Genomic DNA, 25,875 nt, shown 5'->3' with positions numbered 1-25,875 from the left:
CTCACCGATCCAAGGCCGCCGCAAGTGCCGCGGGGGCATCTGCCGCGCTGCGCAGTCGACCGATCTTGGCGTCGACCGCAGCCGCGAGAGCCGTTGCCTCCTCGCAGTCCTCGGCCGGGGCCAGGACGATCAACTCCTGTTGCGCCCGCGCGGCGGGTACCGGATCCTCCTCGTCGGTGGCGCGGCAGTCGCTCAGCAGAATGGTGATGCGTCGGGCGGCGCGGGCCGAGGCCAGCTGCTCCGCCGCCGCGCGCAGTGCAGCCGCGACCGCGGTGACGCCGTGACCGCGCAGCTCCAGCAGCCCGGTCACGGTCTCGACCGGAGCGCTGGTCGCGGTGATCGCCCGGTGGACGCGGACACGTCGGTCGAAACTCAGCACCGCGAACTCACCGGGGGCCCGCCAGGCGCAGGCCGCCGCGGTGAGCGCGGCCGCGGCCAACCGGTCCCCGCTCATCGACCCGGAAGCGTCGACGAGCAGGCAGAGCGCGACGTCCGGTCGGCGCCAATCGCGCGAGAAAAGCTCGTCCAGGTGCGGCACCCGCCCGCCGGCCCGCGCGGAAGCGATCGCGTCCATCGACAGATCGACGTCGAGGTCGCCGCCGCGGTCAGCCGGGACCGGTTGCAGCCGCACACTTCCGGATCTCGGGGCGACGCCCGTGCGGGCCAGGTCGAGCATGATCCGGCCCGCCAGCTTCCGGGCCTGCTCCCGCAGCGACTCGTCGGTCGCCGTCGTGAGGTCGGCCAACATGTGCAACGCCTTGGCCGAATCACCCCGCAGGGCCTCCTCCAACGCCGCCTCGTCGATCTCTCCGAGCTCCGGCGACACGGCGTCGAACTGCTCGTGCCGACGGGAGAGATCGGTGCGGGAGATCGTCCTGGCCCCACGCTGGGGACGATTTACCGCTGAGCTGCCCGCTCCTGGTGGCGGGCCACCGCTTCCCCCGGCGCATCACCGTCCGGCGAGGACTTCTCGTCGTCGGCGGGTTCGGTGTCGAAGACATCCTCGTAGAGCTGGCGCACGATGGTCTCCGGCGTCCGACCGGCCGACTCGGCCAACCTGATCCGACCGGACAGCGAGACGAAAGCCGCGTCGAGGCCGAGCTTCCAGTCGTCGACCGGCACCGCCCGTGCGACCGCCAGCGAGGTGGCGACCCGGACCAGGTCGATCGCCCCCCGTACGGAGGAGCCGACCCGGATGTCCGGGTGAGCACGGGTCCGGCGGACCAGTTCGACCACTTTCGCCCGCCATTGATCGGGGACGACCGGCGCCCGCGCTGGATGTCACTCTCGTCCTGCGCCGGCTGATAGCCCATCGCAATCCGGCAGGTCCGGTCGTAGACGGCAGCCGAGATGCGAGCGGTGCCAACGGCGTCGAACGGGTTCATCGCTGCGACGAGCCGAAAACCCGTTGCGGCATCGATCCTCCCGAGACGGGGGACGTGCAGTTCGGCCTCCGACATCACCGTGATGAGGACGTTGAGCGTCTCTTCCGGCACCCGGTTCAGTTCCTCCACATAGAGCAGACCGCCGTCGCGCAGAGCGGCGACGAGCGGCCCGTCGACGAAGATCTCCTCCACGTAGCCGTCGGACAACACCCGCGCGGGGTCGAAGTGCCCCACCAATCGCGCGGGTGTCAGTTCGGCGTTGCCCTCCACGAAATGGAACGGCACGTCACGACTTCTGGCCACGGTGCGGAGCAGCGTGCTCTTGCCGGTGCCGGGCGGCCCCTCCAGGACGACATGCGCGCCACCGTCAAGTGCGGCGAGCAGTAGTTCGACCTCTCGGGACCGCCCGATGGTGCCTTCGGCAACTCGACTCACGAATGCTCGTGGATGACGACGCCACGGACGTTCTTACCGGCCAGCAGATCGTCATAACCCTCGTTGACCTGCTCGAGGGTGTAGGTGCGGGTGATGATCTCGTCCAGCTTGAGGTCACCGCTCTGGTAGAGGCCGAGGATCTTGGGGATGTCGGTGGTCGGGTTGCAATCGCCGAACAGGCTGCCCTTGATGCTCTTGCGGTAGAGAGTGAGCACGGCCCCGGAGAGATGGATGGACTGCTCCTCGAACTTGTTCAGACCGGTGACGACGACGGTGCCACCCTTGCCGATGGCATCGAAACCGCTGCTGACGACCTCCTCCGTCATCAGGCCGACGGTGAGGATGGCCGAGTCGGCGCCACGCCCCCGTGTCATGTCGGTGATCGCCGCCTGCGCCTCGGCGGCCGTCGCGAACGCGTGCGTCGCCCCGAGCTCCATGGCCTTCTCGCGCTTGTTCTCCAGCGGGTCGATGGCGATGACATTCTTGGCGCCGGCGTACCGCGCGCCCTGCACCGCGTTGATCCCGATACCACCGACGCCGTAGACCGCGACGGTGTCGCCGGCCCGCACGTTGGCGGTGTTCACGGCCGCGCCCCATCCGGTGGGGACTCCGCAGCCGACCAGGACGGCCTTGTCGAGTGGCAGGTCGTCGTCCACCTTCACGGCCGAGTTCTGGTGGATGACGCCCCACTGGCTGAAGGTGCCGAGCATGCACATCGCGCCGTACTGGCCGCGCGGTCCGGTGATCGGGAAGCGGTCACCCGGCAGGTAACCCTCCAGGATGGTGGCGCCCATGTCGCAGATCGACTGGCGTCCGGTGGCGCAGTAGTGGCAGACGCCGCAGTTCGGGATGAACGAACAGACGACGTGGTCTCCGGGCTTCACGCGGGTGACGCCGGGGCCGACCTCTTCGATGATCCCGGCGCCCTCGTGGCCGAGCACCATCGGGAGTCGTGCGGGGAGATCGCCGTGAGCGATGTGGATGTCGGAGTGGCAGAGGCCCGCGTGGGTGTAGCGGATCAGTACCTCACCTTCACGCGGTCCATCGAGATCCAGTTCCTCGATCTCGATGCGCTTGCCTGGCTCGACGACGACAGCGGCCTTGGTCTTCATCTGCACAACTCCTTTGGTGTGGGTGACGAGCGTTACACTCGCAGAAGGCGCCGGTGGTCACTGTTCAACTATTGGACAGTTCGACGGGCGCACCGCTGGAGCGCACGACCTGATCGACGTTGCGGTCACTCTTGTTCTGCAGTTTCTGCTGTCACCAGACGGATTTCCGTGACCTGCATCGGCGCAGGAAGGCGAAGCAAGCTTGAGGAATTGGCAACTGGAATCCGCGGCTCCCGGGCAACGGCCGGAGATTGCGCTGTCCTGGGCGCGTTCCCGCGAGGTCGGACTCCGGCACGAGGGGACGATGGCCAATCTGCGCACCGCCGAATTCGATCCGGACAGCCGGCTGATGACAGCGTCCGGTCCGGTGCTGGAGAGCCTGCAGGCGCAACTGGCCGATTCGGGGCACAGCATGTTGCTGGCCGACCGCGAGTGTCGTGTGGTGCACCGCTGGTGCGACGACAGCCGCGCGGAAGGCACCTTCGACGCACTCGGCGTCGGCCCGGGTGCGGCCTGCCTGGAATCCGTCGTGGGGACCAACGGCCTCGGCACTGCGCTCGAGTTGCGACGCGGAGTCGCGATCAACGGAGCCGAGCACTACGCCGACGACCTCAAATCCTTCAGCTGCTATGGCCGGCCGATCCACCATCCGCTCACCCACCGCGTCGAGGGTGTCCTGAACTTCACCTCGATCGGGCCGGCGGTCAATCCCCTCCTGGCCGCGCTCGTCTCGCACTCGGTCGATCACATCGAGCAGCGCCTGCTGGACAAGGCGCGCACCTCCGAGCGCCGGTTGTTCGCGGCCTTCCAGACGATGACGGCCCACCGGCGGCACCCGATCGTCGCCCTGGGCGACAATGTCGTGCTGTCCAACCGGGCCGCGTTGGACCTGCTCAATCCGGCGGACTTCGCGATGCTGCGGGCGCTCGTGGGGAATGGCGACAGTGGCTCTGCCTTCTCCACCGACTTCCCGCTGCAGAACGGACGCCGGGCGACGGTGCTGGCCCGCGGCGTCGAAGGCTCGGCCGGTGGATCCATCTTCGAGATCACGCCGTCCGGCGACGATGCGCTGGAGGACAGTGGTCGTGAGGTGGCCCGCGACGTCGGCCGCGACCACGCCCGCACGCGCCTGCCGATCCTCATTTCCGGCGAGGCCGGTACCGGGCGGTCGACGGCCGCGCGCGCCGCGATCCAGCGGCATCCCGTCGCGGTGCTCGAGCCGGGACTCGCCGCCCTCGAAGGCGAATCGACCTGGGCGCAGCGTTTCGCGGACGCAATGAGCAACCGTGCCGGCACCGTGGTCGTCGAGGGCATCGACCTGCTGCCCGACCGGCTGGTGCACCTGATCATCTCGCTGGCGAAGAAGCAGCTCCGCTCGGACCTCATCGTGACGTCTGGGCCGATCGACTCGCTGACCGGGCTGGCGCATACCTTGGCCAGCATGTGCGTCCGGTCGGTCGACCTGCCGTCGCTGTCTCACCGTGCGCAGGGCCTGGGCGAACTGGCCGCGCGGATGCTGGGCGAGGTGAGCGGTGGCGCACCACTGCGGCTGACCCCGAGCGCGATCGATGCGCTCACCGCGCAGGAATGGCGGGGAAATTTTCACGAGCTACGGGCCGTCATGACACATGTCGCCTCCCGGCGGAGCGTCGGCGACGTCACGGTCGCCGATCTCCCGCCGGTGTACCGATCCCCCGGTTCAGGCAAGAATCTCGGGGGACGCGAACGGGCGGAGCGGGACGCGATCCTGGCCGCGCTGGCCGATCACGCCGGCAACAAGCTGCGCGCTGCGCAGGCCCTCGGCATCAGCCGCGGCACGCTCTACAACCGCATGCGTGGCCTGCGAATCAGCAACCCGGCCTCCGGGGCTGCTACTCAGGCGTGATGGCCCGGTCACCCGGTCGCTGTGAACCATGAAGATTTGCGAATGGTTGGACATTTCTCCGTATTTCGGCACCTGCTTCGTCCACGGTTCTTCCATGTTGCCCACGTCACGCTGGCCGGCCGACACCTCCAACCCGCTGATCGAGGCGACCGTCGGAGATGTGCCGCGCAGTGCCGCCGATTCCGTCCCCGACCGGTTTGCGCTGGTCGACGCCGTCGCCCGATCCAGATTCCCGGCGCTCGTGGACCTTTCGCGAGTTGCTGTTCGAGGCCGAGCAAGCCGCCCGGGCCGTGCTGAGCCGCTTCTCGACGGGCGAGCGGATTGCCATCTGAGCAGCTCGGGACTGCCGGCGACCCGGCACCCGAAGCACTGCCCGCCCCGCAGATCGATCGCCTCGTCTCGAACTGACGCCGTCAGGTCAGTACTACGGGTCACGTAGTATTCAAGAAGGGGCGGGAAGAGGCGTCCATTTCGATCTGCGACAGGTTCTCCAGCCCGTCGATGAGGCGAACCGGTGGGAGACAGTGCAGAAGAGCGAACAACAGGCAGCCCCCCGGATCCGCGTATGCCGGTTCTGGGCCGCCGCCACCTGGTTGGTCATCGTGCTGGCGGTCTCGATCTCGGAGGCCCTGTCCGCGGTCCGTTCGGGCCGGTCGATCCTCGGCGCGGACCCGGCGGTGCTCCACTTCATGGTCGGCCACCGCACCGACACGCTGACGGTGCTGGCGAAAGTCGCGTCGACGGTGGCCAGTCCGGTGGGCCTCGTCATCACCCTGCTCCTCGTCCTGGTCCTCCATGTGCGGCGCACCAGGAAGTTCGACCAGGTGATCGTCGCCCTGGTGGTGTTGATCGGCGTGAACCTGATCAACACCGTGATCAAGATGTGGGTTGCACGCCCGCGGCCGGATCTCGCCGACCGGGTACCCGGCGTCAGCGCCCAGGGGTTGTCGTTTCCCTCGGGGCACACCATCCAGTCCGCGGCGATCTACGGGGTGATCGCGGTGGTGCTCTGGCGCACCTTCCGACAGATCAGGCCGTGGGTCGCCGGCCTGGTGGCTGCTCTGCTGACCATCGTCGTCGGGCTCTCGCGACTCTATCTCGGAGTGCACTGGTTCACCGACGTGCTCGCCGGCTGGATCTTCGGCGCGAGCTGGCTCGCCCTGGTGCTGGCCGCCGAGTCGATGGTCCGGCAGCGCCGGAGCAACCGGGCCGGCCCGTCGGGTTGACTAGATTGGGTCAGATGAGACCGACCGATCATGCCCCTGACCCTTCGATCACGCCGGCCCCACTCCCGCTCCCCCTTCCGATGGACATCGCACTGCGTCGTCTGACCGTCTCGGCAAACCACGGCGTGCTGTGGTTCGGCATCGGTGCCGTCGGCGTCCTGGCCGGTGGCCGCTACCGCCGGGCCGCCCTCCGCGGCGTCACCTCGCTGGCGATGGCCAGCTTCGTCTCCAACAGCGTGGTCAAACCGCTGGTGGGTCGCCGTAGGCCGGATGCGCAGCGCACCTCGATCGCCCGGCGGGTCGGCAAGGTCCCGTGGACGTCCTCGTTCCCGTCGGGACATTCGGCGTCGGCCGCTGCGTTCGCCACCGGTGCCGCACTGGAGTTCCCTACGGCCGGCCTGATTCTCGGGCCGCTGGCCGGTGCCGTCGCCTACTCGCGCGTGCACGTCGGCGTGCACTACCGCTCGGACGCCCTGGTCGGGATGGCCATCGGCGCAGCCATGGCCATCGTCGGCCGCCGGCTGTGGCCGGTCCGGCCGTACAGCGCGGCGGCAATGGCGCCGGGATCGGCGCCGGCGCTTCCCGGGGGCCGCGGAATGAGCATCGTCATCAATGCCGCAGCCGGTACTGCGGACGGCACCCGGGAGGCGCTCTCGGAACTCCTTCCTGGGGCCGAGTTCGTCGAGTGGGACCCGACGACGGAGGAGTTGTCGGACGTGGTGCCGAAGGACGTCTTGGCGATCGGGGTCGCCGGCGGTGACGGCACTGTGGCGTCGGTCGCCGGTCTGGCGGAGGAACTCGGTCTGCCGCTGGCGGTGTTCCCCCGCGGCACCCTCAACCATTTCGCGGTGGCCCTCGCCTTGGAGGGCGACGCCGATACCGTGAGCGCCATCGAGTCGGGCACGTCCGGCCAGGTCGACCTCGCCACCATCAACGGCACACCGTTCCTGAACACGGCCAGCATCGGCGGGTATCCGGAGCTGGTGCGGCGGCGCGATCGACTGTCGCACCGCATGGGCAAGTGGCCGGCGGCGGCCTACGCGCTCTATCGGACTTTGCGGCACCATTCGCCGATGGATCTGGAGATCGACGGCAAACGGATGCCGATCTGGGTGGTCTTCGTCGGGAACGGACCGTACCGTCCGCGCGGACTCGCCCCGGCCTGGCGGGACGACCTGCACACCGGTCTGCTCGACGTGCAATACCTCCGGGCCGATGTACCCCTGGCCCGGACCAAGGCCATCCTGTTCTCCTTCCTGGGATTGGTGGAGCGCAGCAAAGTGTTCGGCAGCCTGGAAGTGCCGGACGTGACGATCGCCTCGCACGACGGACCCCTGCCGGCCGCCCACGACGGTGAGATCACCGACCCCGTCGAGACGATCGAACTCGCGATCTCGAACCGGCTGACCGTCTACCACGGATAGGTCGCGCCGCAGGGTCGCGGTGCGGGCGAGGGTCAGGTCGCGTCGGTTCACGACGGGCCGGGGTCACTTCTTCGGCTTCTTCCCGCCATTTCCGTTGCCGTTCCTCTTTCCATTGCCGTTTCCGTTCCCGTTCCCGGGCTGCGCCGGCGCGGAGAAGGCGGTCGGCGTCGTGGCGGTCGGCGTCGGTACGACCGGTGGGGATGTCACCGGACTGGTGGCCGGTGGGGTTCTGCCGGGAGGGACCGGCGCAAGGACCACGCGAGTGGTGACCACGACGGCCGAGCCGCTCCGCGATGTCGTCGGTGCGGGGCGGGCGGATCCGGCGACGACCGGCGGTGCAGCACGGGACGTATCCGCAAGCTGGGTCCGCGGAGCGGACGACGGCTGAGTCCGCGGAGCGGACGTCTGCACCGGGTGGATGGTGGAGACGCCCACCGGTACCGACGTGCTGGACGGCCCGTCTGCATCCGGCCGCGCCAGGAGAAATGCCGTACCGAGGATGGCGACCAGCAGGACGCCGGCCCCGGACAGCATCACCCTCCGGTAGCGACGCGGCGCGCCCCGCTGTCGTTGGTCCGCGACCCAGACGAATTGTCCCAGCGGGGCGGATCCCCTTGTCGTGTCCGCTGCCGATCCAGGCGACGCCGTTGTCGCTGCTGGCGCAGGTATCGGCGAAGAATTGAGCGCCCCGAGCCCTTTTGCAACATCGGCAGCGGTGGGACGAGTCGCTGGATCCCGTCGGGTCATTGCCGTCAGCAGCATCGGCCAGGGCTCGGGCAACGACGCGGGCACCGCCGGGTCACGGAGCAATCGGGCCACCGCGGCCGGCACCGCATCGCCGGGAAACTCCCGCCGCCCCGTCAGACACTCCAGGAGCACCAGCCCGAGGGCATAGATGTCGCCCGGTGCCCCGACCTCCTCCGCACTCGCCTGCTCGGGGCTGAAGTAGGCTGCGGTGCCCATCACGTCGGCACCGGTGGTGAGCCTGCTGTCCGCATCCAGCACTCGGGCGAGACCGAAGTCCCCCAACTTGATCTCGCCATTGTCCGCCAGCAAAATGTTGGCCGGCTTGACATCCCGGTGCACCAGATTTTTCGAGTGCACCAATTGCAGGACGGACGCCAGGGTGGCTCCGAGACCGGCCGCTTCACCCGCCGACAGCGGGCCGGCCATCAGCCGTTCCGCGAGGGTGTCACCGACCACCAACTCCATGACGAGGTACGTGCTGCCGGACGCGGTGTGCCCGGCCCGATCTGGACCGCTGACCGACCCATCCGCGACGCGCGCGTCATGCACCGCGATCAGATTGGGATGATTCAGCCCCGCCAGCACATGCATCTCGTTGCGTTGCCGGACCACGTTGTTGAGATCGTTCGCCGGTGAATTGAAAATCTTGATCGCCACACTCCGGCGAAGGACGAGATCATCAGCCCGATAGACCTGCGCCGTGCCACCCCGGCCGAGAAGTTCCTCCAGCCGATACCGTCCATCCAGGACGGCGCCGGCCGACACGACCAGCGAAACCGGTACGACATCCGACGGTCCGGAGTAGGCCTTGGTCGGATCTGCTTCAGAACTCACCAGTGGAGAGTAATCGCTGATCGGTAGGCTCTGCCCGTCATCGACTTTCACTCGAACGTGTTTTGCGTAGAATGTGTCGCCTCCCCCACATTCGGGAACAGCACACCTCTGCCAGGTCGATGAGGACTATTCCAGCGTCGATCACCACTATTCCAGGAGAGTGCACATGGGTATCGGACTCGGAGTTTTCCTCATCATCGCGGGCGCGGTGCTGGCCTTCGGCGTCAAGGCCAACCTCAACGACTTCGACCTGACCACCATCGGTTACATCCTGATGGGCGGAGGCGTCCTCGTCATCCTGCTCTCGCTGATCGTGTTCATGCCCAGAACCCGCCGCTCGCGCAGCACGGCGATCACCACCGATGCCTACGGCCGTCAGGGCGTGGTGGAACGGGACGACCGCATCACCGGCCTCTGACCAGCACGGCCGGCCCCGAGCGATGAACCCCTTTGATCTGACCGGACGGGTCGCCCTGGTGACCGGCGCCGGTAGCCCGACCGGAATCGGCTTTGCCACCGCCCGACTGCTCGGCAGCATGGGCGCCCGGGTCGTGGTCGCCGGAACGACCGACCGGATCCGGGATCGGGCCACCGCACTGCGTGGTTCCTCGATCGACGCCATCCACGTGCAGGGTGATCTCTCCCTACCGGCTGATGCCCGGCGTATCGCCCTCGCCGGTGCCGAGCATTGGGGCCGGCTGGACATCGTGGTGAACAACGCCGGGATGGTCTCCGAGGCATCTCCGGACTTCGAGTCCGGCTCGATCATCGACATGTCGCTGGACACGTGGCATGCGTCGCTCCGACGGAATCTGGACACTGCCTTCCTCGTGTCCGGTTTCGCTGCACCACTACTGGCGGCTCAGGGATGGGGCCGGATCGTCATGGTGTCGAGCACGACCGGTCCGGTCATGGCGATGACGGGCGATGTCGGGTACGCGGCAGCCAAGGCCGGCCTGATCGGCCTCGTTCGGGCAGCGGCTCTCGATCTGGCGGGAAAGGGGACAACGGTCAATGCGGTGGCGCCGGGATGGATCGGCACCGGCTCGCAGACGGATGACGAGAGGCTGCAGGGACTGGCGACACCACTAGCACGCAGCGGGACGGCCGACGAGGTGGCGTCGGCCATTGCCTGGCTTTGCACGCCCGGGGCCTCGTACGTCACCGGCCAGTGCTTGATCGTCGACGGTGGTAATTCCATCGCCGAGCAACGTGCCGCGTCGACCGTTTGGGCCTGAGAGGGACGGGCATCATCGAGGGGTGCGACGTCCCTCCGGTGGGACTTGTGCCGTGGGCGATTCGAGACGCAGCTGGAGAGGTGGGCACGACGATGGGCACAGCTCCACCCGAGAGCAAACCTTGCCTCGCCTGCGGTCGCACCATCACCTGGCGGAAGAAGTGGGCGCGCGATTGGGACCAGGTGCGTTACTGCTCGGACGCGTGCCGACGTCGCAAGGTGACAGCGGTGGACCTCCGACTGGAGGAGGCGATCCGGGCGAAGCTGCTGCAGCGGTCGGCGGCTTCGACGATCTGTCCGAGCGAGGTCGCCAAGGACCTCGGCGGCGACGACTGGCGCGACCTGATGGAGCCCGCGCGAGCGGCAGCCCGTCGGCTGGTGGCCGCCGGTGAGGTCGAAATTACCCAGGGCGGAAGCGTTGTCGACCCGAGCACCGCCAAGGGTCCGATCCGGATCAGGCGTGCCCGCTGACACGTCGAATGCCGGCCGAGCGCTCCTCGCTGATTCGGACCGATCCCCCGCGGTCCGAGAACGCCGCCATCGCAATGGATCTTGAATTGAGCCCGCCCTACGAGGTGGGCCCGGCGATGGCCATCCTGGCGTCCTGCGCGGTGCCGGGCGTGGAGATTACCGATCCGGTCGCGGCTACTCATACCCGACTGTTGACGGTGCCTGGATCTGCACCCGTCGAAGTGACGGTGCGGCTCAGTGATGACCATGTCTCGGTGCTGCACCGGGCCGTCGATGCAGATCTCGGATCGGCCATCCTGTCGAAGGTTCGCCACTGGCTGGATCTCGACGTCGACCCGATGGCGGTAAAAGCCGCTCTCGGCGATGACCCGGTGATCGGCGGGCTTGTCTCGGCCCGGCCCGGACTACGGGTGATCAGATATCCGGACGGATTCGAGGCAGCGGTGATGACCGTTCTGGGACAGCAGGTCTCGGTCGCGGCGGCACGTACATTCGGCGGGCGGACGGTGGTTGCCTACGGAACGGACGTGCCGGGATCGGACCTGCGGGCATTTCCCACGCCGGTGTCGCTTGCCGCTGCGACGCCAGTCGAACTGCAGTCCGCGATCGGCATCACCCACGCCAGAGCACGCACCGTGCATGCCCTGGCCACCGCCTGCCGTGACCACCTGACGATCGATCCAGCCGCCGACCGCCTCCCCCTGCTGCGAGAATTGCTGGCGCTGCCGGGTATCGGCCCCTGGACCACCGAGTATCTGGCCGTGCGTGCGCTCGGGGACCGTAACGCGTTCCCGGCCGGCGATCTCGTGCTGCAGCGCGCTCTGGGGGTCAGGACGGCCGCACAGGCCCGGGCTACGGCGATCGACTGGACCCCCTACCGCGCCTACGCCTTGTTCCACCTCTGGTCCGCTGTCCTCGGCATCTGACCACCAGCCCCCGGCCCCTCCCTGACCCCGCCCGGCCCCCGGCCCCTCCCTGACCCCGCCCGGCCCCCGGCCCCCGGCCCCTCCCTGACCCCGCCCGGCCCCCGGCCCCTCCCCCCGGCGCATACAGGACTGCCCGGCGCTTACAGAATCACCCACTTTTGCCCTTGGACACCAATTTCCGGCCATTCCGTATGCGCACCGGAATCACCGGATTCAGCTAGGCACCCTGCGCATATCAAACTGCCCGAATTGTCGCTCAGACGGCCATTTTTGGGCAGATCTATATGCACCCGGCAGTTCTGTATGCGCGGCAGATGGGCCGACCCATACGCCGCAGGGCGAACCGGGCGACGACCATGGCTCCGGTCCCAACGGCACCACCGGTGAGGATGGCTGACGTCCCCGCCCGCCTTGAGGATGTGCTCACGGAACGATCACTACCTTGTGAGCGGTCTCGTCGGACGCAACGGCCGCGAGCGCCTCGCCGTACTGCGCGAGCGGGAAACGATGGGTGATGATGCCCTCGGTACCGACCCGCCCGGAGCGGAGGGCGGAGATGGCCGCGCCGAACGACGTCATCTCCGCGAAGGATCCCTTGATGACGATCTCCCGACGGAAGACGTCGAACGGCGAGAACGACATCCGGTCGGCCTCCTTGGTCACTCCGTAGATGAGGACGGTACCGCCGTTGCGGGTCAGCGGCACGCAGATGTCACCGACCGCCGTGGATCCGGTCGCCTCGATGACCGCGTCGTATCCGTCGCCGGTCGGCGAGGCCGCAAGCAGGGAAGCAACGATCGACTCGTTGTTCTCGGGCGAGATGCGCTCCACCCTGACGGTCTGATCGACCCCGAGACCGGCTGCCGTATCGAGCTTGTACTGCGTCGGCGCAGCGACAGTCACTTGCGAAGCGCCGCCGCTGGCCAGCATCTGGGCCAGCAGCAGTCCGGTCGGGCCGGCGCCGAACACCAGCGCGCTGCTCCCGGGACGCAACCCGATCGTCTCCAGACCGTGCATGGCGCACGAGGCAGGCTCGGCGAACACCGCGACATCCGGCGCCAGACCCTCGACCGAGAAGACAAGATCCTCTGCGACCACTGCGTATTCGGCGAAGAATCCAGGAATGTTGGTGCCGAAGCCCTGCGCGCTGCTGCAGAGGATCGTCCGGCCCCCACGGCAGTAGTCACAACGCCCGCAGGCGACGTTCGGATTCACGGTGACCTGCTCACCGAGGCTGAACCGGTCGACGCCGGCGCCGAGGCTCTCGATCACCCCCACCACCTCGTGACCCGGGATCAGCGGGAACTTCGCCTGGAACTCCCCCTCGTGCAGGTGGAGGTCCGTTCCGCAGACACCGACCTGCCCGACCTTGATCCGTACCTGGCCGGGACCGGCCTCCGGGGTGGGAATTTCACGCACCGCGAAGTTCCGGGCGGACTCGTAGACGACGGCCTTCATGACGGGCAGCGCTCCAGCGGTGTGTACGACGGGGTCAGCGTGCATTGACTCATATTGCTCATCTGAGCGCCATCCTCTCAGATGGCTCACCCGAGTCCGATCGCCGAACGCCGAACGCCTGGGCGTCTCCCGGTTCAAAGTCGTTAGACTTCTCGCCGACGCCGTGCAGGACAGCGTGATCACGTTCGCGCTGCACGCGCCCTCGGATGTGGACGTCGAGCGTTCGACCAGCATCTCCGAGCGGTACGGGATCCGCCAGGCCATCGTCATCAGGCTGCCGGATGGCCCCGAGGAATTCCGGCGCCGGCAACTCGGACAGGCGGGTGCCGCCATCCTCGGTGACATCGTCGAGGACGGAGATGTTCTCGGCGTCTCGTGGGGGCGGACGATGCATACGCTGGTGCACGGGCTCGCGCGGCTTGCACCGAGCACCATCGTGCAGATCGTCGGGAATAAGCCGACCTCCGATCTGGCGATCAACTCGCTGGATCTCCTTCGCACCCTGGCCGGTCGGTCGGGCGGCGACCTCTACGCACTGCAGGTACCGATGGTGCTCGACGGCCGCAGACCGCCGGGCGGCTCCGCCGGGACCCGCACGTGGCGAGAACGCTCGACATGTACCGAGCTACCGGGTGCATCGACCGTTCACGTTTGAAACCGTCCCTGCCGGGCCATTGAAGATTTCGCACGCTAAGGACCCGCGCGACAGGCTTCCGCCGGGTCCACCACCGGCACTCTGGAGGACGGGCCATGTCGTACAACACTCCCGCGCAGACCGCGGAGGCCGCCGTCGCGGCCGGGACGTCCAAAGCTGGGCTCGCCCTCGGGAAAGCGCTGGTCGGTGGTTTCCTGGCCGGTGCCTACATCGCTTTCGGCGGTCTCCTCGCGGTCATCGTCTCGGCCGGCCTCAAGGCCGACCAATGGGGCGGCATCATCACGCTGATCACCGGGCTGGCGTTCAGCCTCGGCCTGATCCTGGTGATCGTCGGCGGCGCGGAGTTGCTGACCGGCAACATGGCGCTGATTCCGATTGCCGTCATGGCCAGGAAGGTCAGCATCGGCCGGATGCTGCTGAACTGGCTGTGGGTGACCATCGGCAACTTCGCCGGCTCCCTCTTCGTCGCCTACGTGTTCGCCGACAAGACCGGTGTGCTGGCCAAGATCGGGTCGACGACCGCCACCGAGGGCTATGCGCGTCTCGGAGCCCTCGCGATGGGAAAAGCCGTCGGTGAAACGCATCTCGAGCAGTTCCTCCGGGCCGTGGGTTGCAACTGGCTCGTCTGCCTCGCCGTGTGGATTGCTCTGGCCTCGACCGATGTGGCAGGGAAGATCCTTGCCATCGTCTTCCCGATCACCGCTTTCGTCGCGCTCGGTTTCGATCACGTCGTCGCGAACATGTTCTTCCTGCCCGCTGCCATGTTCCTGCACACCGGTGGGGTCACCTTCGTCAACATGATGGAGAACCTGGGGCTCGCCTTCCTCGGGAACGCAGTCGGCGCAGGGATCTTCGTCGCCGGAGCCTACTGGTACCTCTACGTCAAACCGTCATCTGCGAAACCGACCGAGCGGGATTGAATCATTCACAGCACCTGGCGGGGTGGCTCCGCCGGCAGCTGGCTCCACCAATCTGCCACTGCAACAGGTCAGGCTCGGGATTGGGCCGAGAATGCACTGTCCAACGAACTGCTGAGTGGATCGAAGGCCAGTCGGCGAACGAATTCCAACGCCTCCGGTCCGCCGACGAGACGGTCCGTGCCGGCATCCTCCCACTCGATCGAGATGGCCCCGTACATCCGATAGCTGTTGAGCATCCGGAAGCATGCCTCCCAGGGAACGTCACCATGGCCGGTGGACACGAAGTCCCAGCCGCGTCGAGGATCGGCCCAGGCCAGGTGGGAGCCCAGCCGCCGTTGTGGCCATTGCCGACCTGACGTTTCGCGTCCTTGCAATCGACGTGGTAGATCCGGTCCTTGAAGTCCCACAGAAATCCGACCGGATCAAGATCCTGCCAGATAAAAAATGACTGGGGTCCCAATTCAATCTGAAGGCCTCACGATGTCCGATCGCGTCCATCGCCGCGACGGTCGTCCAGTAGTCGTAGGCGATCTCACTCGGGTGGACCTCGTGGGCGAACCGAACGCCGACCTCGTCGAAGACGTCGAGAATGGGATTCCAGCGATCGGCGAAGTCCTGGTACCCGGCGTCGATCAGGCTCTGCGAGACGGGCGGAAACATTGCCACGTATTTCCAGATGGACGATCCGGTGAAACCCACCACGGTGTCGACGCCGAGTCCGGCGGCGGCGCGGGCGGTCAGCTTCATCTCGTGCGCGGCCCGTTGCCGGACGCCTTTGGCGTCGCCGTCACCCCAGACCTGTGGCAGCAGGATCGCCTGATGCCGCGAGTCGATCGGGTCGTCGCACACTTCCTGACTTTTGAGGTGGTTCGAGATGGCGTGGACAGCCAGTCCGTAGCGGTCCAGGATCTCCCGGCGGCCCTAGAGGTAGCCCGGGTCCTCTGCCCGCCAGACGTCGAGATGATCTCCCCAGCAGGCGATCTCCAGACCCTCGTAGCCTCATCCGGACGCCAACTCGGCGACCTTTTCAAACGGTAGGTCGGCCCACTGGCCGGTGAACAAGGCGATCGGTCGTGCCATGGTCGAGCCGACGACCAACCCGGACGAGGCCGGCACGAAGATCGTGATCACCTTGTACGAAACGACTTTCGTCGAGGCCGGCAGCACGTAGGTGGCAGTGCCCTTGGAGGCGGTCACCGTGACCACCTTCTTGCCGTTCATCCGGAACTGCGCGGTTCCCACGCAACTGCTTGGTGTTGGCGACACTGCGGCGGTGGACGTGAGCGACTTCCCAACCTTCTGGCTCGCCGGGGCTGGCCCTGACGGCCGTCGTGGAGGCCGACTTGACGACAGTGACCTTGACGGCCTGGGAGGTTGCCCCGGGGGTGCTCGTCGTGTCGGTGGGCAGGAACACGGCGGTGAGGTTGTGCCTGGAGATCTATGCAGACGCAGAGCTGATCTCCGGTCTCGATCTCATCGTCCAGTGCTGGACCTTGGACGAGATCGACCGGCCATCGCTCACCGGACTGATCCGCGCCGTTTCGGCGGGCACCGCATTCGCCGGCTGGCACGGCGGCATCGCCGATTCGTTCCGCAATTCGACCCACTACCTCCAGATGGTGGGCGGCCAGTTCGTCGCGCATGGACCACAAGGTGGTAATCATGCAGCCGGATCATCCGATTGTGCAGGGGATCTCGACCAATTCGCTGAACTCTGAGCAGTACTGGGTGTTGACCGACGACTACAACGACGTGCTGGCCACCACCACCCTGGCCGTCGGCGAGAACCCCCGCTGGCGCCGACCGGTCACGTGCCCCGCGATCTGGACCAGACAGTGGGGTGGGGGCAGGGTGTTCGTGAGCACCATCGGCCACCACGAACCGGATTTCGACATCCCCGAGGTCCGCGCCGTCGTCGAGAGAGGAATGGTGTGGGCCAGCCGCTGGGGGTCGGCCCTGCCGAACAAATCCCGATCGACATCGGGAGTTCTTGGACGAGGCCGGAAGCTGTTGCGCTGCAGGAAGCAGGAAACCCGCTCAGACGGACGTCTGCCACGATGCTGATCGCACCGGGGTCACGCCCGCACGACGGCGGGCCCGGAACCAAACGGGAACACCCGCCGCGCACTCAAGGTGATGATCACCGCTGCGAGGGCAAGCCCGGCCCCGAGCGCCGGGAGGTGGTGCAGCCCACCGGCGACGACGATCCGCTCGCCAACAAGGGCGCCTCCGCCGATGCCGATCTGGAAGGCCACGACGTACACGGCCGATGCAGCGTCCTGTGCGTCCGGAGCGACCCGCAGCACGGCCGACTGCAGCGGGACCGGCACCGCCGTGAACGCCGCGCCCCAGGCCAGTACGGCCAGGATCGTCAGCAGTTGCCCGTGCCCGACTGCCAGTGCCAGGAGCGCCGCGGCGACGATGGCGACGCAGATCGCCAAGGTCGGACCCGGTCGGCGGTCGACGAACCGTCCGGCGATCACCGTCCCCAGCAGGCCGGCCCCGCCGTAGCCGAGGAGCAGAGCGCTGAGAGAAAAACCCTGCAGACCGGCGGAATCTCGGACCAAGGGCGCGATGTAGGTGTAGGCAGCGAACTGCCCGATGACGAGCACCGTGGTGATGGCGGCGATCGCTGTGATCTGCCTCGACCGGATGATCGCCAGAGCAGCCTTGATGCGCACCATCGGACCGTTGGCGCGATCCCCGGCGGTGATCGCCGGCAGGCCGGGCAACACCACCATCAGGGCGAGTGCACTCAAGGCGCCCGCCACTGCGAGTGCGAGGAAGGCGACGCGCCACCCGGCCCACTGCCCGAGGGCGGTCCCGAGCGGAACACCGAGGACCAATGCGAGGGAGTTGCCCAGGAAGACCAGCGAGGTGGCACGGCCGGCCTGTCCCGGTGGCGCAAGGCGAGCTGCGACCGGAGCGATGGCCGACCAGAACACGCCATGTGCCAAGGCGCAGAACAGCCGGCTGACGGTCAGGATCTGGAAAGTCGGAGCCAGACCGGCGGCCAGCTGTGAGACCGCGAAAACAGCCACCAGTACGGCCATCAGCCGGCGGCGTGGGATTCGCATCGTCAGCGCGGTGAGCGGAATCGTGGTGATCGCCGCCAGCGCCGCATAGGTCGTCAGGAGCAGGCCGACCTGCGCCTCGCTGACCGAAAGGCCCTGGGAGATCTGCGGCAGCAGCCCGACCGGCAGCGTCTCCGCCGTCACATAGACGAACGCGGACACCGCGAGCACAGCGAGGGCGCGTCGGTGGGTCCCGCCACGGGTGGCGTCGACGGGAGCTGTCATGGGTGATAATAAACTCTGTCCAGGAGTAAATAGCAAATCCGTTGCAGACCAGGTATCGAGGTGACGAGCGTGCGCGATTCGAGCACCCGCGCGATCGGGCTGCTGCGGTTGGTTCACGATCGACCTGGCATCACCCGGGCGGACGCAGCCCGGTCGTTGGCGGTGGGAACCGGCGCCGCCGCCGAGCTGGTCGCCGGCCTCGTCTCCCGGCAGCTGCTGTCCGAACAGGCGGCTCCGCCCAGCGGTGGCCGTGGCCGCCCCACCACCCTGCTCGGGCCCCACCCCGGGGGGCCCTTGGTCGTCGCCGTCTCCATCACCTACGCCGACTGGCGGATCCGCGCGATCGAGATCGGCGGCCGCACCGTCGATGTCGTCGAGGGCTTCCACGCTGGGCAGCGGGCGGACGAGGCCATGGACGAGTTGAGTCGTGCGACCGATCGGCTTCGCCGGCGCCTCGGTTCCCGCGTCCGGGGTCTCGGCGTCTCCGCACCCGGCATCGTCCGCGACGGCCGACTCATCGACGCCACCACCCTGGGTTGGCGGGACGTCGATCTCACCGGCCTCGCCCGGCGCGAAGAGGTCTTCGTCGCCGGGAACGACGCCACGCTCGCCGCCTCTGCGGAGTCCAGCCGGGGTAACGCCGCCGGATCAGTGGTGGCACTTCATCTGCGCGTGGACGCCGGTCTCGGCGGCGGCGTCGTCGATGGCGGGTTCGTCTCCAGGGGTGCGACCGGCGTGGCCGGCGAGTTCGGCCACATGCCGTTCGGTGATCCCGAGGTGCGTTGTCCCTGCGGGTCTTTCGGCTGCTGGGGCAACTCCGTCGACGGACTTGCGCTGGCCCGGTTGCTCCACATGTCCGAGCCGGCCGACCCGGTGTCGTTCTTCCACCACGTGGTCGGGCGCGCGAGGGCCGGCGACATCAGGGCAGGCGAGGCGGTCGGCACCGTTTCGGGATTGCTCGGCCGCGGAATCGCTGGTCTGGTCAACGGTCTCGACCCCGACGTGATCACCGTCGGTGGGCTGGGCACGCTGATGCTCGACGTGGCCGGTGACCGGCTCGAACAAGGCTACCGGGCTGGCCTCATGACGTTCCGCCGGTCGACGGCACCGCCGATCCTCCCCAGTGCACTGGGCGAGGACGGACCTCTGATCGGCGCTGCCGAGGAGACCTGGGCCGGGCTCTGGGGACCGCTGGTCGCTTCACCGCATGCGTTTCGTACCTGAGTACAGGTACGAATCGCATTCGGTGTTGGGTACGTAGGCGACGGTGAACCAATGACGGCAGGACATCCGACCGGTCAGCAGTCGAACACCGACCAGCAGATCCCGTTACGCGATCGCTGATCCTCCAGGACGAGTTCGCGAATGGCGTCCGGTAGTCGGTCGCGCTGCCAGCGGCACTCGAGCCGGCCGGCAGGCTCGGCGCCACCGACACCGGCCGCGGCACGAACCGCCTTGATCGCGTAGGCCGCCGCCCCGAGATCGTGTTCGGCGACGTGCGCGACCACTGCCGCTTGGCCGGCGGCGAACGCGGCGTGGCGGGCGGATCCGGTCAACACCCTGGTCGCGGCCATGGCATGGCCACCCGCGGAGCGGGACCCGGTCATCCCGATCTCGTCGCGGGCCCAGGCACGGATCTGCTCGATTGCGTTGCGGGGCCTGGGGTCCGACGGCACCACCGACTCGAAGAGCGGCAGCACGTGCTCGGCGCATGCAGCCGCCCACAGAGCCAGGAGCCGATGATCGGAGTCCGTGAGAGTTCCTCCGCGGCGGATGGTGATGAAGCGCGGGTCGCGCTCCTTCGGCAGTATCACGGTCGCCCCACCCCCGAGTGCGTCCGTCGAATCCGACCGCTCACCACGGCATCGGGCCGAGGGCGCCCTGCACCTCGCGGACGAACGACGAGGGCACCTCCAGCATCGGGAAGTGTCCGCCCCGCTCGGCCACGTGCCAGTAGGCCAGCCGATGAAATCGCTTCTCCACCCAACCGCGGGGGAACTTCTCGATGTCGGCGGGGAAGATCGTCACTCCCGTCGGGACCATGACCGGCGAGTCGTTCTCCGGCGGGAAGTTCTCCCAGTAGAACCGCGCCGAAGAGGCGCCGGTGGCACTGAGCCAGTAGAGGGTCACGGTGTCCAGGATCCGATCCCGGCTGCCGGCGTCCTCCACGAATCCGTTGTGATCGGTCCAGCTGTGGAACTTGTCCAGGATCCAGGTCAGCTGAGCAACTGGTGAGTCGACCAGCGCGTACCCGATCGTCTGCGGCTTGGTCGACTGCTGCAGTGAATAGCCCCCGGGTGTCGAAGACGAAGAACGCCTGGGCGAGCTGCGGGAATTCGGCTGCGACATCGCCCAGGGCTACCACATCAGCCGGCCCCTGCCGGCTCCGGAGCTACACCGCTGGCTCCTCCCCCGGAACAACACTCGGACATCCTCAGCGGCTGCTGACCCGACGAGGAGCGCCGACACCGGTGGAGACGAACATCTCGGTGTTCGGCACGTCGCCGGGTAGCGGCGTCACCCCGGTCCGGTCAACACGCAATCCGTCGAGCAACAACACCTCGTCCAGCACTATTCGTAGGTCTTCCGGCCAGGAATAGCAAAAGGGCCCCCGATCAGATTTCTCTGATCGGGGGCCCTACCGACTGCGGTGGTAGCGGGGACAGGATTCGAACCTGTGACCTCTGGGTTATTAGCTTGGCCGCGTTCGGGGGGTACGGTGCTGCCGTTCCGGCGGCGCAGGTACGACCATACGCCATCTGATGTAACGATTCACTCACTTGGCGTAGCCACCGGAGGGTAGGCGGGTCTCTCCTACGTGAACAAGAACAATCGTCAGCTCTGGACCCTCGCGATCAGCGACTGGTCCAACTGGCTGACCGCCGCAGGGCACCCGCCCACGACCATCCGAACCCGCACCTGCCACATAGGCCGAGTCGCCCACGGAATGGCACCGATACCGCTTGACCAAGTCACTCTCAACGACCTGGTCAGCTGGCTCGGAAGCCAACGCTGGATGCCCGCCACCCGCAGGTCCTACCGATCAAGCATCGCCAAATTCTTCCGCTGGACGTTCCAAGCAGGCATCACCCCGACCAATCCGTCCCTCGGCCTTCCCAACGTCCCCCAGCCCCACCCGAACCCACACCCGGTCCCCGACAACGCCTACGAGATCGCCCTCACCGGAGCAGACACCCGGATGCGTCTGATCCTCCGCCTTGCCGCTGAGGCCGGGCTCCGATGCGGCGAAGTCGCCGTGGTCCACACCAACGATCTCGTGCCCGATCTGTCGGACTGGTCCCTCATCGTTCACGGGAAAGGTTCCAAAGACAGGACCGTGCCTCTCACCCCGGGATTGGCCGTCCAGATCCGCAAGGCACCCCCAGGCTGGCTGTTCCCCGGAGCCGACAACGGTCACCTTTCGGCCCGCTGGATCGGCAAACTCGTCGCCGCCCGCCTGCCCGGCGTCTGGACGATGCACTCCCTACGTCACCGGTTCGCCACCCGCACCTACGCCATTGACCGGGACCTTCTCACCGTTCAAGACCTCCTCGGCCACGCCAGCCCGGTCACCACTCGCGCCTACGTCAAGATCCCCAGCACCGCCGCCCGCCGCCTGGTCACCATGGCCGACGAAACCCAACTGATCCCAATCAGCCGGCCACGTCCCGACCACGCGCTGTCCACCCTGCCTGACTTCTGATTCCCCCGCATCACCGCCTCGCGCATGATCGATGCACCGAGACCATGTGCGCGCTATCGTGTGTCGAGCGCCACCGAACTCGGTTGGACCCCCCGCCAATCTGACGTAGGTGCGCTTTAGTCGTGGCCGGCCGCATCCGCTGCCCCCGGGCAGATCGGCCGGCCACGCGCCAATCTCCGGCCGGCTGTCTTTCGACACGACCACTGAGTCCGCTCTTCGCCCTCGGCGCTCCTGGCGGGCGGTCTGCACACCCGGCGGGACAACCACCAACAGGAACCAGCACGACAGCCGTACCAGCACCCAGACCGGCAGCGCACTGACATTCGGCAGACATGAGAATTTCGGCACAAGCCCCTGCAACACTTCGGTGCTCGGCGGCGGTGCACTGCAGTCGGGTGTGCCCCGCCAGCACAGGTAGACACCAGTCACCACCAGTGGCGGGCCGGCCGCCGCGAACTCCCACACCGCCATCCGCGGCCGGCCGAAGCTTCCCGATCGTATTCCCGGACTCACCTTTACGTGTTGACCGTCGCTTCTATAGCCGATGAAATGGTCATTTTTTGCCGATGATCGGACGAGCCCGGTCGGCACGATGAAGGAGAAAGGTCGGGCAGGTGCGCGTTGCGATAGACCAACTCCGACGGTGAACGACCGGGTGCAACCCTGGTGGGCGATTGCCACGGCTGAAGTGACTAGGACGTCCGTAACCGTCCGATGGGCCGGCCCGGAAGCCGACGGGTGCCGCGACTACTACAGTCTTGCCAACCCAGCCCCCGGCGGGACCATCGGTCTCGGACGGGGCCGCAGGTAGACGATTGGGTACGGTCAGTTCGAAGCGGTGCGGCCGCTTTCCAATGCCTGAGCGGCTGTAGCCGGTGTGTGGGCTGATCTGCTGCAGCTGTCGATCACAATTCGCGTCGGAGTCTGGCTTACCCGCCGTCTGTTGTGGAGCCTGCTGGCGCGCGTGCTTGCTCATCGAGTGGTGTTTCGTCGGTGCGGGGTGATTCGGTAGAGCACTTCCACAGCCGCGGCACCGGCGACGCCGATGATGAGCGATTCCATGAACAGACCCAGCGGCAGGTTGAAGTTGAAGAACCGGGCCGCGGACGGCACCAGGAAGGACAGTGCCCCGATGGCAACCATCGATCCGATGACGGCGGCTTTCCACGGGCGTAGTGGCCGAGCCAGCACCACCAGGATCCAGAAGAACGTGGTCAACAATGCCACCGTCGCGCCGGTGCCGGGCTGCCAGCAGGCGACATCGACGGGTGCAGGTGTTTGGCCGCTGATGGAACACCGCACACTGCCGGACATGCCGTACCGGTCGCGCGCCCACAGATAGGCTCCGATCACCACGATTCCGGCGATGCTGCCGGCTGGCAACGCGAACCGCAGTACCCGTTTCAAGAAGCCCGGTAGGTAGCGGCTGGTGTTCGGTCCGAGGGCAAGGAAGAACGCCGGTATGCCGATTGTCAACGCGGACACCAACGTCAATTGACGCGGCAGGAACGGGAACGGTAACGCGAAGCCTGCCGCGGTGAGAATGGCGAAGAAGCTCATCATGTTCTTGGCTAGGAAAAGGTTGGCGACCCGCTCGACGTTGCCGATGACCCGCCGACCCTGCGCCAGGACGGCGGGCAGGTGGGAGAAACTGCCGTCCAATAGCACCAATTGGGCGACGGCTTTGGTGGCCTGCGCGCCGTTGCCCATGGCGATGCCGATGTCGGCGTCCTTCAACGCCAAGACGTCGTTGACCCCGTCTCCGGTCATCGCCACCACGTGGCCGTTGCGTTGCAGAGCCTGCACCAATGCTCGTTTTTGTTCGGGGGACACCCGGCCGAACACGGTAGTGCGGGTGGCCACCTCACGAAGGTCCTCGGGGTCGGATCCGAGGGTGCGGGCATCAACGACGGCGGCAGCGTCGAACCGCAACCCCACCCGCCGGGCGATGGCCGCCACCGTGGTGGGGTTGTCCCCGGAAATGATCTTGATTGCCACCCCCTGGGAGCTGAAGTACTTCAATGTATCCGCCGCATCGGGGCGGACCTGTTCGGAAAGGACGATCAGCGCCGCCGGTACCATCTGCTCCGGCAACTGCTCACCGATCAAGCTGCGGTCGGTGCTGGAAAGCAGCAGCACACGCTGGCCGGTGGCAGCCAGCGCCGCCACCTGCTCCCGGATCAGATCGCCTTCACGCAGCAGGATCTCGGGTGCACCCAGAACCCAGGTGCCCCGCCCGGCGAAGGTCGCCGCGCTGTACTTCCGCGCGGAGTTGAACGCTATGCCGTGTTCGCGGGACCAGCCGGTCGGGGCGGGGTTCGCCTCGGCGACCGCTTTGAGGGTGCCGTTGGCGTTGGGGTCATCGGCTAACGCACCCAATACTGCCCGCAGCAAATCTTGCGCTTGTTGGCCAGGTGGGGTCAGCGGCAGAAGTTCCTGGAACTCGATGTCGCCGACGGTGAGGGTGCCGGTCTTGTCCAAACAGACCACGTCGACCCTGGCCAGGCCTTCCACTGCGGGAAGTTCCTGCACGAGTACCTGTTGGCGGGTCAGCTGGACCGCGGCCAACAAGAACGCCACTGAGGTCAGCAGCACCAAACCTTCCGGGACCAGCCCCACCAGGCCGCCGGTGGAGCGGATCACCACTTCCCGCCATCCCTGGCCGCCCAAGACGCGGTACTGCGACCAGATCTGCAGCGGCAACGCGAGGACGATGACCCAGGTGATGTAGGTGAGGAGCTTGTTGACCGATTCCTGTATCTCCGATCGGGTCTTGGTGAACTTGCGGGCCTGCGCGGAGATCTTGTTCGCATAGGAATCGGCACCGACGGCCTCTGCGGTGAATCGTCCGATACCCGCGACGACGGTGGTCCCGGACTTTACGTCCGCTCCGGCGGCTTTGAATGTTGAATCTGACTCGCCGGTCAGGTTCGACTCGTTGATCTCCAGCCCAGCGGCCGAGTGCAGATGGCCGTCGGCGGGTACCTGATCGCCGCTGCGCAGTTCCACCAAGTCACCCAGCACCACCCCGGCGGTGGATATCTGGACCAGTACACCGTCGCGTACCACCCGGGTGGTGGGCGCGTTGAGCAGCGCCAGTCGGTCGAGTTTGCGTTTGGCCAGAGTTTCCTGGGTGATGCCGATTCCGGAGTTGACGACCAGCACCACCCCGAACAGTCCGTCGGCGAAGGAACCGGTCACCATCACCAATACGAACAGTGCCCCCAGGATCGCGTTGAACCGGGTGAGCAAGTTCGCTTGGATGATCTGCCACGTCGACCGGGACGAGGCCCGCTCGACAGAGTTGACCTGTCCGGCGGCGATTCGTTCGGCGACCTGCGTTCCGGTCAGTCCGGTACCGCCGGATGCGGGATCACCGGGTGCGCCGGCCTCTACCGGAGGGGAAACACTCACCGCAGTGCGGTCGGTGGGGTCGGCGCGGCGGGGTGGCTGGCCGGCGACCGGTGGAACACCCCGGCCAGGATCAGCAGCAGCGCGGTTCCGATCAGCCAGCTACCCAGGACATCGCTGGGGTAGTGCACCCCCAGCAGGAGCCGGCTGAACCCAACGGCCGTACATAGCAGCACGGCGGCGGCGATGAGCAGCGCGCGCCGCCAACCGGACAGGTGTGGCAGCAGCAGGATCAGCAGCACCCCGGCGGCGACGAACGATGTCAACGCGTGGCCGCTGGGGAAGGACGCGCTGTCGGCATGCTCTACAGGGACGGCGACGACGGGTCGGCCGCGGTTGACCAGCAACTTGAAGATACCGCTCAGGGCCGCGGCCCCGCCGATCGCCACGGCCACCAGTACCGCCGCGGCCCGCCGGTGGCGTATCCACAGCAACACGACGGCAAGGACCGCGGCGATGCGCAGCACGGTGGGTCCGCCGATGATGCTGACAATCTTCCAGAACTGGACCTGTCCTGCATGGTTTTCGGCGTACCGGTTCAAAGACTGGACGGCGTTCAGATCAATTGTGTGTAGCGGCGTCCAACCGGTGCTGATCAGCACGATCAGTACTGCCAGCGGAACCACGGCGACCAACGCACCGGCGGCGATCAGGGTGGTCCGCAGCCCGAATAGGTGTTTCGGCTGGTGCAGCGTCGGTTCGGGTTGATGCTCCATGCGTACTCCCGCGGTGTGGTTCTTCCCGGTT

General features: G+C 67.2%; 23 protein-coding genes and 3 pseudogenes. 13 read left to right on the top strand and 13 right to left on the bottom strand.

Features of this window, described 5'->3' with window-relative positions; all coding sequences use genetic code 11:
- Position 1 precedes the first annotated feature (1 nt).
- The 4 genes and pseudogenes from ABIB25_RS05000 to ABIB25_RS04985 form a co-directional block, all read right to left on the bottom strand.
- Complete coding sequence (locus ABIB25_RS05000) at positions 2–826, bottom strand: VWA domain-containing protein (protein ID WP_354527312.1); 825 nt, start codon at positions 824–826, stop codon at positions 2–4.
- Between the two features lie 71 nt (positions 827–897).
- Entirely contained in the window at positions 898–1,236 is a 339-nt protein-coding gene (locus ABIB25_RS04995; RefSeq protein ID WP_354527567.1) for a MoxR family ATPase, read from the bottom strand.
- Positions 1,237–1,388: 152 nt separating this feature from the next.
- Positions 1,389–1,820: pseudogene (locus ABIB25_RS04990) on the bottom strand (AAA family ATPase); the annotation flags it as partial.
- Entirely contained in the window at positions 1,817–2,932 is a 1,116-nt protein-coding gene (locus ABIB25_RS04985) for an NDMA-dependent alcohol dehydrogenase (RefSeq protein WP_354527311.1), read from the bottom strand. The gene ABIB25_RS04985 and the pseudogene ABIB25_RS04990, both read right to left, overlap by 4 nt.
- 202 nt (positions 2,933–3,134) lie before the next feature.
- On the opposite strand from ABIB25_RS04985, the gene ABIB25_RS04980 reads away from it, so the two are divergent.
- The 4 genes from ABIB25_RS04980 to ABIB25_RS04965 all read left to right on the top strand — a co-directional run bounded on the left by ABIB25_RS04980 (position 3,135) and on the right by ABIB25_RS04965 (position 7,467).
- Complete coding sequence (locus ABIB25_RS04980) at positions 3,135–4,817, top strand: sigma-54-dependent Fis family transcriptional regulator (protein ID WP_354527310.1); 1,683 nt, start codon at positions 3,135–3,137, stop codon at positions 4,815–4,817.
- A gap of 170 nt (positions 4,818–4,987) precedes the next feature.
- On the top strand, positions 4,988–5,149 hold the full coding sequence (locus tag ABIB25_RS04975; protein WP_354527309.1) for a hypothetical protein: 162 nt from the start codon (positions 4,988–4,990) through the stop codon (positions 5,147–5,149).
- 192 nt (positions 5,150–5,341) lie between these two features.
- Positions 5,342–6,043 carry a phosphatase PAP2 family protein gene (locus ABIB25_RS04970; RefSeq protein WP_354527308.1) on the top strand — a complete coding sequence of 234 codons (702 nt, stop codon included), beginning with the start codon at positions 5,342–5,344 and terminating at the stop codon, positions 6,041–6,043.
- Between the two features lie 14 nt (positions 6,044–6,057).
- Positions 6,058–7,467 carry a bifunctional phosphatase PAP2/diacylglycerol kinase family protein gene (locus tag ABIB25_RS04965; protein WP_354527307.1) on the top strand — a complete coding sequence of 470 codons (1,410 nt, stop codon included), beginning with the start codon at positions 6,058–6,060 and terminating at the stop codon, positions 7,465–7,467.
- Positions 7,468–7,530: 63 nt separating this feature from the next.
- On the opposite strand, the gene ABIB25_RS04960 is transcribed toward ABIB25_RS04965, so the two are convergent.
- Positions 7,531–9,048 (bottom strand): serine/threonine-protein kinase, encoded by a 1,518-nt coding sequence (locus ABIB25_RS04960; RefSeq protein WP_354527306.1) that lies wholly within the window; start codon positions 9,046–9,048, stop codon positions 7,531–7,533.
- A 166-nt stretch (positions 9,049–9,214) separates the two neighbouring features.
- On the opposite strand from ABIB25_RS04960, the gene ABIB25_RS04955 reads away from it, so the two are divergent.
- The 4 genes from ABIB25_RS04955 to ABIB25_RS04940 all read left to right on the top strand — a co-directional run bounded on the left by ABIB25_RS04955 (position 9,215) and on the right by ABIB25_RS04940 (position 11,682).
- Positions 9,215–9,466: a DUF6458 family protein gene (locus ABIB25_RS04955; protein ID WP_354527305.1), complete on the top strand. Its 252-nt coding sequence runs from the start codon at positions 9,215–9,217 to the stop codon at positions 9,464–9,466.
- A 22-nt stretch (positions 9,467–9,488) separates the two neighbouring features.
- Positions 9,489–10,286 (top strand): SDR family NAD(P)-dependent oxidoreductase, encoded by a 798-nt coding sequence (locus tag ABIB25_RS04950; RefSeq protein WP_354527304.1) that lies wholly within the window; start codon positions 9,489–9,491, stop codon positions 10,284–10,286.
- Positions 10,287–10,378: 92 nt separating this feature from the next.
- Positions 10,379–10,756 carry a DUF3253 domain-containing protein gene (locus ABIB25_RS04945; RefSeq protein WP_354527303.1) on the top strand — a complete coding sequence of 126 codons (378 nt, stop codon included), beginning with the start codon at positions 10,379–10,381 and terminating at the stop codon, positions 10,754–10,756.
- Positions 10,757–10,830: 74 nt separating this feature from the next.
- Positions 10,831–11,682 (top strand): DNA-3-methyladenine glycosylase family protein, encoded by an 852-nt coding sequence (locus ABIB25_RS04940; RefSeq protein ID WP_354527302.1) that lies wholly within the window; start codon positions 10,831–10,833, stop codon positions 11,680–11,682.
- 423 nt (positions 11,683–12,105) lie between these two features.
- Here ABIB25_RS04940 and ABIB25_RS04935 read toward each other — a convergent pair whose 3' ends face one another.
- The gene (locus ABIB25_RS04935; RefSeq protein WP_354527301.1) at positions 12,106–13,185 is read right to left on the bottom strand and encodes a zinc-dependent alcohol dehydrogenase family protein; all 1,080 of its coding nucleotides are present in this window, start codon (positions 13,183–13,185) and stop codon (positions 12,106–12,108) included.
- 118 nt (positions 13,186–13,303) lie between these two features.
- On the opposite strand from ABIB25_RS04935, the gene ABIB25_RS04930 reads away from it, so the two are divergent.
- Together ABIB25_RS04930 and ABIB25_RS04925 are read left to right on the top strand one after the other, a co-directional pair.
- Positions 13,304–13,795, top strand: coding sequence for a sugar-binding domain-containing protein (locus tag ABIB25_RS04930; protein ID WP_354527300.1), 492 nt, complete (start codon positions 13,304–13,306; stop codon positions 13,793–13,795).
- Between the two features lie 95 nt (positions 13,796–13,890).
- A complete protein-coding gene (locus ABIB25_RS04925; protein WP_354527299.1) occupies positions 13,891–14,715 on the top strand; it encodes a formate/nitrite transporter family protein in 825 nt (274 codons plus the stop codon).
- Between the two features lie 68 nt (positions 14,716–14,783).
- Here ABIB25_RS04925 and ABIB25_RS04920 read toward each other — a convergent pair.
- Positions 14,784–15,795, bottom strand: a pseudogene (locus tag ABIB25_RS04920) (sugar phosphate isomerase/epimerase family protein).
- 251 nt (positions 15,796–16,046) lie between these two features.
- Here ABIB25_RS04920 and ABIB25_RS04915 point away from each other — a divergent pair.
- Positions 16,047–16,779 (top strand): annotated as a pseudogene (locus ABIB25_RS04915) (ThuA domain-containing protein).
- Between the two features lie 11 nt (positions 16,780–16,790).
- On the opposite strand, the gene ABIB25_RS04910 reads toward ABIB25_RS04915, so the two are convergent.
- The gene (locus tag ABIB25_RS04910; protein WP_354527298.1) at positions 16,791–18,014 is read right to left on the bottom strand and encodes an MFS transporter; all 1,224 of its coding nucleotides are present in this window, start codon (positions 18,012–18,014) and stop codon (positions 16,791–16,793) included.
- Between the two features lie 69 nt (positions 18,015–18,083).
- Between ABIB25_RS04910 and ABIB25_RS04905 the strand changes: the two genes are divergently transcribed.
- Positions 18,084–19,238, top strand: a complete 1,155-nt coding sequence (locus ABIB25_RS04905; protein ID WP_354527297.1) for an ROK family protein — start codon at positions 18,084–18,086, stop codon at positions 19,236–19,238.
- 74 nt (positions 19,239–19,312) lie between these two features.
- Here ABIB25_RS04905 and ABIB25_RS04900 read toward each other — a convergent pair whose 3' ends face one another.
- The 3 genes from ABIB25_RS04900 to ABIB25_RS04890 form a co-directional block, all read right to left on the bottom strand.
- Entirely contained in the window at positions 19,313–19,828 is a 516-nt protein-coding gene (locus tag ABIB25_RS04900) for a putative immunity protein (protein WP_354527296.1), read from the bottom strand.
- A 40-nt stretch (positions 19,829–19,868) separates the two neighbouring features.
- On the bottom strand, positions 19,869–20,363 hold the full coding sequence (locus ABIB25_RS04895) for a hypothetical protein (RefSeq protein ID WP_354527295.1): 495 nt from the start codon (positions 20,361–20,363) through the stop codon (positions 19,869–19,871).
- Positions 20,364–20,448: 85 nt separating this feature from the next.
- Positions 20,449–20,586 (bottom strand): hypothetical protein, encoded by a 138-nt coding sequence (locus ABIB25_RS04890; RefSeq protein WP_354527294.1) that lies wholly within the window; start codon positions 20,584–20,586, stop codon positions 20,449–20,451.
- A 444-nt stretch (positions 20,587–21,030) separates the two neighbouring features.
- Between ABIB25_RS04890 and ABIB25_RS04885 the strand changes: the two genes are divergently transcribed.
- A complete protein-coding gene (locus tag ABIB25_RS04885; RefSeq protein ID WP_354527293.1) occupies positions 21,031–21,717 on the top strand; it encodes a tyrosine-type recombinase/integrase in 687 nt (228 codons plus the stop codon).
- A gap of 972 nt (positions 21,718–22,689) precedes the next feature.
- Here ABIB25_RS04885 and ABIB25_RS04880 read toward each other — a convergent pair.
- Positions 22,690–25,131, bottom strand: a complete 2,442-nt coding sequence (locus ABIB25_RS04880) for an HAD-IC family P-type ATPase (RefSeq protein WP_354527292.1) — start codon at positions 25,129–25,131, stop codon at positions 22,690–22,692.
- A complete protein-coding gene (locus tag ABIB25_RS04875; RefSeq protein ID WP_354527291.1) occupies positions 25,128–25,844 on the bottom strand; it encodes a phosphatase PAP2 family protein in 717 nt (238 codons plus the stop codon). The genes ABIB25_RS04880 and ABIB25_RS04875 overlap by 4 nt, the downstream gene beginning before the upstream one ends.
- Between the last annotated feature and the right edge of the window lie 31 nt (positions 25,845–25,875).

Origin of the sequence: Nakamurella sp. UYEF19, assembly GCF_040546275.1 — a bacterium.
In the GTDB taxonomy this organism is placed as follows: Bacteria; Actinomycetota; Actinomycetes; order Mycobacteriales; family Nakamurellaceae; genus Nakamurella.
Note: the sequence above shows the minus strand (reverse complement) of the source record. Positions and strands in the feature narration are given on the sequence as shown.